This window comes from Veillonellales bacterium, assembly GCA_039680175.1.
Taxonomy (GTDB): Bacteria; Bacillota; Negativicutes; order JAAYSF01; family JAAYSF01; genus JBDKTO01.
The window spans coordinates 69,263-80,601 of record JBDKTO010000065.1 but is presented as its reverse complement, the minus strand read 5'-3'; the positions used below and the strand labels follow the sequence as shown (position 1 = coordinate 80,601).

10 protein-coding genes are annotated in these 11,339 nt (G+C 42.8%); 9 read left to right on the top strand and 1 reads right to left on the bottom strand.

Annotated features, from left to right (window positions below; genetic code table 11):
• Window positions 1–265, top strand: a 265-nt coding sequence (locus ABFC84_10090; GenBank protein MEN6413087.1) for a 2-oxoacid:acceptor oxidoreductase family protein, incomplete at its 5' end; no start/stop codon positions are given.
• 161 nt (window positions 266–426) lie between these two features.
• Here the strand turns inward: ABFC84_10090 and ABFC84_10085 are convergent.
• Window positions 427–2,208 (bottom strand): PrpR N-terminal domain-containing protein, encoded by a 1,782-nt coding sequence (locus ABFC84_10085; protein ID MEN6413086.1) that lies wholly within the window; start codon window positions 2,206–2,208, stop codon window positions 427–429.
• Window positions 2,209–2,445: 237 nt separating this feature from the next.
• On the opposite strand from ABFC84_10085, the gene ABFC84_10080 reads away from it, so the two are divergent.
• From ABFC84_10080 to ABFC84_10045, 8 genes are all read left to right on the top strand, one after another.
• Window positions 2,446–3,471 (top strand): alcohol dehydrogenase catalytic domain-containing protein, encoded by a 1,026-nt coding sequence (locus tag ABFC84_10080; protein ID MEN6413085.1) that lies wholly within the window; start codon window positions 2,446–2,448, stop codon window positions 3,469–3,471.
• A 29-nt stretch (window positions 3,472–3,500) separates the two neighbouring features.
• The gene (gene otnK / locus ABFC84_10075; GenBank protein MEN6413084.1) at window positions 3,501–4,781 is read left to right on the top strand and encodes a 3-oxo-tetronate kinase; all 1,281 of its coding nucleotides are present in this window, start codon (window positions 3,501–3,503) and stop codon (window positions 4,779–4,781) included.
• A gap of 4 nt (window positions 4,782–4,785) precedes the next feature.
• Window positions 4,786–5,391 carry a class II aldolase/adducin family protein gene (locus ABFC84_10070; protein MEN6413083.1) on the top strand — a complete coding sequence of 202 codons (606 nt, stop codon included), beginning with the start codon at window positions 4,786–4,788 and terminating at the stop codon, window positions 5,389–5,391.
• A 71-nt stretch (window positions 5,392–5,462) separates the two neighbouring features.
• Window positions 5,463–6,467: a TRAP transporter substrate-binding protein gene (locus ABFC84_10065; protein ID MEN6413082.1), complete on the top strand. Its 1,005-nt coding sequence runs from the start codon at window positions 5,463–5,465 to the stop codon at window positions 6,465–6,467.
• A gap of 83 nt (window positions 6,468–6,550) precedes the next feature.
• Window positions 6,551–7,018, top strand: a complete 468-nt coding sequence (locus ABFC84_10060; GenBank protein MEN6413081.1) for a TRAP transporter small permease — start codon at window positions 6,551–6,553, stop codon at window positions 7,016–7,018.
• A gap of 13 nt (window positions 7,019–7,031) precedes the next feature.
• On the top strand, window positions 7,032–8,297 hold the full coding sequence (locus ABFC84_10055) for a TRAP transporter large permease (protein MEN6413080.1): 1,266 nt from the start codon (window positions 7,032–7,034) through the stop codon (window positions 8,295–8,297).
• 244 nt (window positions 8,298–8,541) lie between these two features.
• Entirely contained in the window at window positions 8,542–9,615 is a 1,074-nt protein-coding gene (locus ABFC84_10050; GenBank protein MEN6413079.1) for a glycosyltransferase family 4 protein, read from the top strand.
• A gap of 117 nt (window positions 9,616–9,732) precedes the next feature.
• Window positions 9,733–11,229, top strand: a complete 1,497-nt coding sequence (locus tag ABFC84_10045) for a DASS family sodium-coupled anion symporter (GenBank protein MEN6413078.1) — start codon at window positions 9,733–9,735, stop codon at window positions 11,227–11,229.
• Window positions 11,230–11,339: the final 110 nt, after the last annotated feature.

Here is an 11,339-nt window from a genome sequence, read left to right as displayed (position 1 = left end):
TATAAACAGCTCGCTTATTGACCATGCTCCTAAGCGGACCGACATTACCGCTTATAAAATTCCGGCAAATGATATCGCGGCAGAATTGGGGAATCCCAAGGTAACCAATATGGTGGTTCTTGGCGCAGTCATTGCCGCTGCCGGAACAGTGAAGGCCGAGTCAGTACTTAAGGCCTTTGCCAAAATATTTGCGAAAAAACCGCAGCTGTTTGCGATCAATGAAAAAGCAATTCAAAGCGGGATTGATTATATTTCCGCTCGTTGATCGTGCGCAAATAAAAAATGATTCTTCTCTTTAACGGACTTGGCACAAGCCAAGTCTTTTTTTTATGCCGGACAGTCAAATGTTTTTATAAAATACCTGACTTCATGGATGATTGGCAAGCTTCTTAAGGTGTCAGAACTTTTGACTGTCCAGTAAGAGTACTATTGGAGCTTTTTCCAAAGGGTACTGCGGCTAATGTTCAGACGTTTGGCAGCCTTAGACTGATTCATATTTTCTTGCTCTAAAATTAACTTAATTATGTTCTTGGTGATTTCATCCAGTGTCCCGCTCAGATCAATTGGTATGTTGTTTTGCGAAGTGCCGACTAAAGGGCTATCTTTTTCCAAGACTTCGCAGGTTAGTTGTTCGCTGATATAAGGAGAATCAGTCATAACAAACAGTTTCTGAATGACTTTTTTGAATTGATCAAGATTGTTTTCCCAGTGATGTTCCTTCAGTGCTTTGAGAGCATTTATCTGGAGCCCAATCACCTGCTTACCCATTTTGGAATTTAATTCATTCAAGTATAACGTAGCCAGATTGGGTATATCATCCGTTCGCTCATTTAGTGTAGGAACAAGAAGCGACAGAGATCCTAACACATTACAAATGTAATACATGAGTGAACCTTTAACGAAAGTGGTAGAAGAATCATAAACGAAAGAAAAAATAAGGCGGTTGCGTTTTTGTATATATGTATTTTCTAGATAGGATTCTAGTTCGGCTTGCTGTGCATCGGTAAGCAGGTGGAGGTTTTTAAAATAGACGGTAAAATGGGCCCGGTTTAAGGGGGATTTTTCACTTTCAAGTAAAGATGCCCATAGTTTGCCGGAAGCAAACTTGCAGTCAACGGTGATTAGGGGATTAAATTGGAATATGCTTTTTCGGTAAATTGCATATGCAAAAGAATCTTTGCCACAGCCCCGTGGACCGTAAATAACGATGGGAAGTGAAGTGGTACTGAACCGCGTCACGTATTCCATTGCTTTTTTTAGTGCTATGCTTGTATACGGAAAGGTTTCTAAATTAACAGAAGGTGCGTCATCTAGATTTCTGTAGGTAACCAGTCGGTTTTTAGGTTTGAAAATATCGGGGACGATTTCATAGAAGAACGCAACAGATTTGATATCGTTATAATTGAGAATACTGGCATTTATGAAAAACGAGTTATCACCAATTTTTTTAATCAGTTTCAGGTCATTATTTGTAATAACAGTATCCACGTATTTGTGAAGCTCGCTCTGTATTCGTAAATGATCAGAGATTGCGGCAGGTTCCATGCTGTATAAAAGCTCTTTTTGCAGACTGAATACGCAGATACCTTGATTTAATTTATGTAAGATGCTACGTAGCAACTTATTATGTTCATTCAGTTTTTCGTTGTGAATATGCCACTTAATACATTGGGTTAAAGCAGCATCAATACTTTCTTCGCCGGATGTGACCAGAATGGTATTTAGGCCGACACGGCGGGCGTTGTTTACGGTAATCATATCGCCTACAATAAGCTCAAAACCAATGTCCTTGAGTTTATTAAGACATTCCAAAATTTCACTTGTATCGTTCACGGTAAAAATATTCAATTGATATTCTAATAGGTCATTGATTAAAACTGCATATTTCGTAATCATGGGAAAGCCTACTATGGCGAACTTTCCTTCATAACTTTGGGAGAGTCGGATAGCACGCAGCATATCATATATGCTAATGCCGATATCAATGACGGGGATGTTGACTACTTGCTCAATCAGACTTGCTGTACCGGCTCGTGATAGAATGACTGAATAATTTTCCTGGGAAATAGATTTAACTACTTCGACACCTTCTATCATGTCGCCTACAAAAGCATGGACTTCTACATCATCGTGCTTTTTGGCAGTTTCCAATAGCCGGTTTTTTAATCCCTGATAGGGTAGGATGGCTAAAATTTTTGCTTTGCTCAAGAATATCACACTTTCTACTGTACTGATTTATTTTAGAACAATTATAACCTATTTTAGTTATCGCTTCAATTGTTTCTGTACTGTTTTTGAACAAAAATAGAATGAATATATTATTTGTTCAAAAAATAAACAGTTTAGTCGTTGCGTTGTATTGAATAAATTTTCTTATCAATTTAAACTTAAATTAATCAATTAATAACTGCATGAACTGCGTGCAGTTTGGGGAGGGGTTTTTTAATGAAAATGAAAGCTGCTTTGGTTACAGATGTAAAACAGGTTGCTATCCAGGAGATAAACCGACCCGATATTCAGGGCGACGAGGTGCTTATTAAGGTTAAAACAGTAGGGGTGTGCGGATCAGACCTGCATTTGTTTAGGGGAACACATGCTTTTCGTAAGCCGCCTGCTATACTGGGGCATGAAATTGCCGGAGAAGTAGTAGAAATCGGTCCGGATGTCAAAAACATAAAAATTGGCGATCGCGTTACGGTAGAACCGCAAGTAGGCTGCGGCGAGTGTGAGTATTGCCGGCAGAATCTGGTGAATCTGTGCAACAACAAGATAGTTCCCGGAACAGCCAAATGGATTGGCGTATTTGTGGAATATTTCAACGCACCGGAAAAGACGATTTATAAGTTGAATGATAACATCAGTTTTGAAATGGGTACCATGATAGAACCGTTGGCGGTAGCTGTACATGCCATGCACCGAGTTACTGTCCAGGCCAAGGAATGTCTCGTAATTCTGGGAATGGGGACTATCGGTCTATTAACACTGGTTGTGGCAAAACAAATGGGATATAAGACGATTGTTTGTACAGATGTAGCAGCCTTTAACCGCGAAATGGCGCTCAAACACGGAGCAACAGCAGCAATTGATCCCCGGGAGAAGGACGTGGCAGCTGTTGTGAAAGGTCTGAATGGAGGCAGGGGGGCTGATCTAGCCATGGTAGCCGCCGGGGCTCCTGATATTTTAGATCAGGCGGCTGCATGCGTGCGTAAACGCGGTGAAGTCGGCGTTATCGCAATGATTACAACGAAATATCCTTTTTATTCTTATCAAGTTGTTTTGAACGAACTAACGATGTTTGGTGCTATGACCTATGAAACCAGAGACTTCAAAGAAGCTGCCGATATGATCCAAAATGGTCTTGACTTACGTGATTTTATTACTCAAACTATGGATCTGGATCATACACAGACTGCTCTAGACGTATTGAGCCAGAAGAAAGAAAATGTTATTAAAGTGATAGTGAAACTATAACGCGTTAATATTCTAAGGGAGTGTACGGCATGAGTAACGCCAATGACAAATTATTATTGGGCTGTGTTGCCGATGATTTCACAGGGGCTAGTGATGCAGCATCTTTTTTGGTGAAAGAGGGAATTAATACAATACTGCTTAACGGGGTGCTCAAAGATGTTGATATAACCAGCGATTGTTCCGCTGTGGTGATTGCCATGAAAACACGTAATATGGAACCGCAGTCGGCAGTGTCTGATACCCGGCAGGCATTTCGCTGGCTGGCTGAGCGTGGAGCCAAGCAGTTCTACATCAAATATTGCTCCACTTTTGATTCCCGAAAAGACGGCAATATTGGACCAACTATAGACAGCACGCTGGAAGATTATCAAGAGCAGTATACTGTGATATGTCCGGCGCTGCCGGTTAATCGACGCATTGTTAAAGATGGAAAGCTATACGTAGACGGGGTGCCGTTAGACCAAAGTCATATGAAAAGCCATCCCCTGAATCCGATGTGGGACTCAGAGATTGCCAAGCTTATGGAACCTCAGGGAAAGTATCCATGTTTGTCGATTAATAAACAGCAGCTGATGAAACCAAAATCTGAAATTCTCCGGTACGTAGCGAAATTTGCAGAAAAACAGCAGCATTTTTATATTGTTCCTGACTATATTACCGAACAAGACGCGGCAAAAATCATCGAGGTATTCGGCAGCATTAAACTGCTGACCGGTGGTTCGGGCTTGTTATCAGCGTTAGGACGCAAATACCGGCAGGACGGTGTGCTTCCCCAGGAAGATAGAATTACAAGCGGAACAAAGGGACGGGGCATAGTTCTGGCGGGAAGTTGTTCCAAGGCTACTTTAGAGCAAATTAATGAATTCATAAAACATGGCGGAGCGGCATACAAGATCGAGCCGTCCAAGTTTTTGCAAGGACAAGCAACTGTTGAAGATATATGGAATTTTGTTTGTGTAAATTCAAGGCATGAGGTATTGATTTACAGTTCCGACACCCCGGATGTCGTACAAGAAAATAAAAAACTTGGGCAGGAAAAAATCTCTGCCTTATTTGAAAGTTTGATCGCTGAAATTGCCAAGCGCGCCGTAGCCAATAATATCACACGGCTGGTAGTGGCTGGTGGAGAAACAGCTGGTGCGGTTATTATGGGTTTGGGACTGGATGGTTTTATTATTGGTGAGAGTATAGCTCCCGGCGTTCCCATTATGGTACCGTTAAACTGTAAAAAACTGCGGCTGGTACTGAAATCAGGCAATTTTGGTCAGCAAGATTTTTTCCAAAGGGCGTTGGACATGACGCGGGGGTGATAGTATGGATGACGACTTGCAACAAAAATTAGCGACTGCTGTCTGGATTGCCAGAAGCCTTTTTGACAGGGGGAGGACGACCGGTTCTACTGCCAATTTTAGCTTTAAACACAAAGGGAAGATCTACGTTACGGCTAGCGGCACTTGCTTTGGCAGCCTGACTGTAGCATCGTTTGTAAATGCTGCCGAAGAAGATGTTCAACTTTCCGGTTTGTCACCAAGCAAGGAACTGCCGCTCCATAAAATTTTATTTGCCAAGAGCGATTCAATACAGGCAGTTATTCATACGCACAGCTTTTATTCGACGTTGTGGTCTTGTCTTACACATGAAAATACAGCGGATATAGTACCTGCCTATACGCCGTATCTAAGAATGAAGGTGGGAACAATCGGGTTAATTCCCTATGCGAAACCAGGGTCGCAGGAACTGTTTGATGCATTTGCGGCAAGAGTAAATTTAAGTGACGGCTATTTGCTGCAGAATCACGGCCTTGCAGTTGGTGGTAATAGCTTGATGGATGCATTTTTTGCCGCCGAGGAACTGGAGGAAAGTGTAAAACTTGCCTGGCACCTGAGAAATGAGGCCGCGAGCATGATTCAACGTCATTGACGGGGATTTAAAATGAGCCTACGCATAAGCGGAGTATTGTTTTCAAAACTTATTATACGAGGAGGGTCATTATGAAAAAGTTGGTTAGTTTTCTTCTGCTGGTATTTATGGTGTTCACAATTACAGGTTGTGGCGGAACTAAGAAAGAAGGCCCTGCAGGCGGTGAAAAGAAACAAATTACATTAAAACTTGGTCACATTCAAAGCGAGTCTGACTTATGGCAACTGGGAGCAAAGAAATTTGCCGAACTGGTAAGCGCTAAAACCAATGGTGAGATTGTTATAAAAATTTATCCGAATTCTACCATTGGTAATGATCGGGATATGGCTGAGGGGCTGCAAATGGGCTCGGTTGATTTTGCATTGATTGCCGGGGTTCTGGGCAATTTTGAGCCTTCGCTCCAGATTATGGAGATGCCTTATCTTTTTAAGGACGAAGATCATTTGCGTAAGGTAATCTATGGTCCGGTCGGAGCAGAACTGCTGTCCAATTTGCAAAAGAGTTCCAATATCCGCGGTTTGTCTTTCTGGGAAAGGGGACCGCGACAATTGACGTCAAACAAACCGATAAATTCGCTGGACGATATAAAAGGACTTAAAATTCGTGTTCCGGAGATTCCTCCTATGGTAGCCGCATGGAAAGCGATGGGTGCCAATCCTACGCCTATGGCTTGGGGTGAAGTGTATACAGCACTACAACAAAATGTCATAGAAGCTCAAGAAAATCCAATTCCATACATCCAGGCCGGGAAGATAAATGAAGTTCAAAAATATATTGCTATAACAAATCATAAATATGAATATGTCATATTGGCTATGAGCAACAAGACCTGGGAGAAGCTGACGCCGGAACAGCAGAAGGCTATTACGGAAGCAGCTGAAGAAGCCACTCAATACGAGAATAAGCTTGTGCAAGAAAAGACAGACGAGCTATTTAAAGATTTACAGGCCAAAGGGATGAAGGTTACAACCCCTGATACTACAGATTGGGCTCGACTGGCTAAGACTACTCATCAGGAATTCGCCGAAAAATATGGAATGGAACTGTATAATAAAATAATCGCTGCAGGCAATTAAGCGGAAATTGATTGAAAGAAGGCCGTCTGCTCTATCATGGAGATCAGTGATAGAACGGACGGCCGGAATGGAGGAAGACTACAGTGTTTGCTAAACTGGAAGAAAAGCTGTATGTTGTTCTAAAATTTATAACATTTCTGTTAATGTTGGCAATGGTGGCCATAATTTTTTCCCAGGTGATAGCGCGGTATGCTTTTAGCAACTCTCTATCCTGGTCGGAAGAAATTGGACGGCATATTTTTATTTGGATGACTTTTTTAGGGGCAGCACTGGCAGTGAGAAGCAGATCCCATGTTGCGCTTGATTTACTGGTAAAGGCTTTTCCACAGAAACTTCAAAAAGTAATACTTGTGTTCGGTTACCTTGTCATGATAGTTTTTGCCGGCGTACTGGTATATGCGGGTATAAAAATGATGACGTTGGGAGCTCGCCAGATGAGTGCGGCTGTGCAGATTCCGATGAAGTATATTTATATTGTTCTGCCAATTAGCGGCATACTGATGATTTTTTATCTGCTGAAAAACCTTTGCGAAGACATTACAAGAGGGTGATTTCGTGGGTTCAATGATAGCTGTATTATTCATTACGTTTATAGTCCTTGTGTTTTTAGGGGTGCCTATTTCCTTTGTATTAGGGATTGCTTCCTTGGCAGCTATGTTTTTTGCCGGTGATTATCCATTACAAGTTGTGATTCAGCGTATGTTTGCAGGGGTGGATTCTTTTCCTCTAATGGCAATTCCTTTTTTTATGCTTGCCGGAGCACTGATGGAAAAGGGGGGAATAACAAGCAGGATTATAAACTTTGCGCTATCGCTTGTGGGTGGTATTAGAGGCAGTCTGGCACATGTTGTATCCATAACCGGTGTTATAATGGGAGGAATATCAGGTTCCGGTGTTGCAGACACAGCGGCGATTGGTACAATCATGGTTCCGGAAATGGTTAGACGGGGTTATCATCGGCCATTTTCAGCCGCGCTGGTCGCAGCTGCAGGAAGTATCGGCCTGATTATTCCTCCAAGTATTGCCATGATTATTTACGGCGTTTCTTCCGGCAGCTCAATCGGTGATTTATTTGTGGCGGGATTCCTGCCGGGAATACTTATTGCCCTGGGATTTATGCTTCTTTCATATTACGTTGCCAAAAAACGGAATTACCCCGTCGAACCTAAGATGACCGGGATTCAACGTTGGACTGCTTTCAAGGATTCGATTTGGGCGCTGATGATGCCGGTAATCATCATTGTCGGCATCCGAATGGGATTATTTACGCCGACTGAGGGCGGCGTGGTTGCAGCCGTCTATGCATTATTTGTCGGTAAATTTATTTATAAAGAATTAAAATGGACGGACTTTCCAGATATTTTTTCTTCGGCCGTAAATAGTACTGCGGTAATCAGTTTTCTAATTGCGACGGCATCGTTGTTTAGCTGGTTGTTAGCCAGTGAGCAGATTCCGCAGCAAATCACCGAATCAATTCTGAGTGTTTCAGATAATAAATATATGATTTTATTTCTAATCAATATTCTGCTGTTAATTGTAGGAATGTTTCTGGATAGCGGACCGGCAATTATTCTGCTTGTTCCGGTATTAGTACCTGTTGCCGAAGCGTTAGGCGTAAATCTCACCCAGTTCGGCTTATTGATGGTTATCAATTTAACGATTGGATTGCTAACGCCGCCGGTAGGTACGGCGCTTTATGTAGCCAGCAATATATCCAAAGTATCTTTGGCAGGACTGAGCCGGGAAATTTTACCTTTTATCGGGATAATGCTTGTTGTTTTGATGCTAATAACATATATTCCGGGAATGACTGCTTGGGCAATCAAATAAGTAAGAATAGTATAGCTTATCTATTTTGATTTACCAGCAGGGATCGTCTCTGCCATGTGAATCTCCATGTGATTAAGATAAAAATGACCAATCGGCACTATTAGTGATAGTCGGTTTGGTCATTTTTTTATTAGTATTTCAAACGGGTTGCTTTTATAAGGGCGTATTTCTATAAGTTCTTAGGCCCATTTTGAATCACAGGCGAATACAATAGAAAAAAGTATCTGGCATGGGGGCAGAAGTGATGAAAGAAAAACGTCTGGTATTTTTTTCAATCAATTCTTTTCGGGATTTTACCAATGTCGGCAGAGATGATTTGGTTGAATATTTTAATCCCGGCGGTTTTTTTGCAGAGGTTTATTTTTTGTCTCCCTATGATGAATTAGGGGCAGTGCAAGTCGCAAATGGCTTTACGGTCATCGGATTGCGGCCGGAGCAGTATCGGGAGACAATCAGGCAGATTGCTCCGGACGTAATCAGGACATACGGCGGGGCGGGAGCCGCTACCTTTGCCTTAGCCAACCGTATTCCCGGTGTACCCATCGCAGTGGGGGTACACGATACGTATGCACCATTCATTCACCCAAGTCTGGTGTTTGCCGACATGGTTATTTGTGTTTCCCGGGTGGTAGCCGAGGCTGTTGTCAAGATTGCCCATGTCGATCCGGCCAGAATCAGGATTTTACCGGACTATATTAATATTCATAAGTTTTCGCTTGTGGACCATCCGGTTATAAAACCGGATTTTATGCGTCAGATCGAGGCAAAAATTCCTCAAGGGAAATGTATTTTGCATATCGGCAGAAAAGTGGAGTCAAAGAACTGGGATACGTTAGTTTCCGCCGTGAAATTGCTGCCGGAGGAATATTATTGCCTTTTAATTGGCCGGGGGGATGAACAGCCGATTTACCAGCTGGCGGAATCTCTCGGTATTCGGGACAGGGTATTTTGTCTTCCGGTCATTAAGAATAGTGATTTGATCAACTGGTATGCAAATTGTGCCTGCTTTTGCCTGCCCAGCCGCTGGGAAGGGTTAGGCATGGTTTTTATCGAAGCGGCGGCAAGCGGCTGCTGTATTGTTACTGCCGATATCCCGCCGATGAACGAATATTTTACCCATGACAAAAATGCCTATTTGGTAAAAAATGGGGAGAACCCGTATGAACTGGCTGCCGGAATCGCTAAAGTCTGCTCTGATGCAGTCTATCGCCGAACCCTTGGGGCGAATGCCCGGCTGGCGGCAAAAGAATTTGCACCGGAAAAGATCAACCGGCAGGCGAGTACTATTTATAATGAGTTATTGTTAAAATTCACTTAATTTACTATTTTACCTCTCAGTATTCCATTTTTACCCTTCAGGCAAATGTTGTAGCAAATTAAAATAATTAATTATATTCTAATTATGGAATATTTATAAAAGGAGGAGAAGTAGAGTATGAGAAATATGACAGCATTAAGTGAACCTCAAGTACAAGAACCTTTTATGAAACGGTATGGCTTGATCATCGGCTTTTTAATGCTCTTTGCTGTTATTGCACTTCCTTCACCGGCAGGATTGCCGGTCGCCGGACACCGCATGTTGGGGATTCTGCTATTTTCTGTAATTGTCTGGATGACTGATTCTGTATCTTATCCGGTTAGTGCAGCGATTATTATGACCCTTATGGCCTTTCTGCTGGGAACCTCCCCGGATACGGCCAATCCGCAGCATCTTATCGGCACCTCAAAGGCTTTAAGTATGGCAATCGGCGGCTTCAGCAACACAGCACTTGCCCTCGTGGCCGCCGCCTTATTTCTTGCCGCCGCCATGACAAAAACACAGCTTGATCAGCGGATTGCCTTGTTTGTATTGTCTAAGATCGGTGCCAGGACCAATCAGGTACTTGCCGGAGTCATACTGGTAGGTTTTATTCTTGCCTTTTTTGTTCCCAGCACGACTGCCCGTGTAGCATGCATAGCTCCTATCATTTTGGGCATCATCGCAGCCTTTGGTGTAGACCGGAAAAGTAAATTTGCCGGTGTCATGATGATTGCTACGGCTCAGGCTGCCGGAATTTGGAATGTCGGGATCAAGACGGCTGCCGCTCAAAATATGATTGCTCTGGGATTTATCGAAAAAATGCTGGGGCAAGACATTACTTGGCTTCATTGGTTTATTGCCGCCGCTCCTTACGCTGTCGTCATGTCTTTTGTCCTTTACTTTGTTCTTATCAAAATTATGCCGCCTGAAGTCGATGAAATTGCCGGCGGCAAAGCGGCCATAGCAAACGCAATGGCTAAACTCGGCCCAATGACAATAAATGAAAAGAAATTGCTGGGGATTTCAGTGATTTTACTCTTTCTCTGGGCAACTGAAAAAATAGTTCATCCCTTTGATACTTCATCCACTACAATTGCTGCTATTACGATTCTGCTCATGCCCGGTATCGGGGTTATGACATGGAAAGAGGCTCAGCCGAGAATTCCGTGGGGCACTGTAATTTTATTCGGGGTAGGCATCAGCTTGGGGTCAGCGCTGCTTTCAACAAAAGCGGCCACATGGCTTGCTCAAATTATTGTACAGATCTTCGGCCTGCAAACAATGCCTTCACTGCTTATTTTAGCGGTTATGGCGGCATTCCTGATTATTGTTCATCTTGGTTTTGCCAGTGCTACTGCCTTGGCAGCAGCCATGATTCCTATTATTATTTCCATACTGCAAGGGGTTGAGACGACAGGTATTAACATAGTTGGGATGACGATGCTGCTTCAGTATGTAGTAAGCTTCGGCTTTATTCTGCCTGTCAACTCGCCGCAAAGCATGATTGCATACGGTACCGATACATTTGAAGTTAGGGATTTCATTAAGATAGGAATTCCCCTCACGATTATCGCTTATATTCTTGTTTTGGTTTTTGGCGCAACCTATTGGAAATGGCTGGGCATTATGTAATGCTGGATGTTGACAATTTAAAAACTGTTTTATCATAATTTTGGGGGCGCCCGTTGCTAAATAAAATGGGCGCTTTTTATTGATATTCCTTTGGTAGGTGTTAGAATAAT

Bases quoted from the DNA above. Each gene is read 5' to 3' on its own strand.
- ABFC84_10080 (MEN6413085.1), top strand. From the start codon at position 2,446: ATGAAAATGAAAGCTGCTTTGGTTACAGATGTAAAACAGGTTGCTATC.
- otnK (MEN6413084.1), top strand. From the start codon at position 3,501: ATGAGTAACGCCAATGACAAATTATTATTGGGCTGTGTTGCCGATGAT.
- ABFC84_10070 (MEN6413083.1), top strand. From the start codon at position 4,786: ATGGATGACGACTTGCAACAAAAATTAGCGACTGCTGTCTGGATTGCC.
- ABFC84_10065 (MEN6413082.1), top strand. From the start codon at position 5,463: ATGAAAAAGTTGGTTAGTTTTCTTCTGCTGGTATTTATGGTGTTCACA.
- ABFC84_10055 (MEN6413080.1), top strand. From the start codon at position 7,032: ATGATAGCTGTATTATTCATTACGTTTATAGTCCTTGTGTTTTTAGGG.
- ABFC84_10050 (MEN6413079.1), top strand. From the start codon at position 8,542: ATGAAAGAAAAACGTCTGGTATTTTTTTCAATCAATTCTTTTCGGGAT.
- ABFC84_10045 (MEN6413078.1), top strand. From the start codon at position 9,733: ATGAGAAATATGACAGCATTAAGTGAACCTCAAGTACAAGAACCTTTT.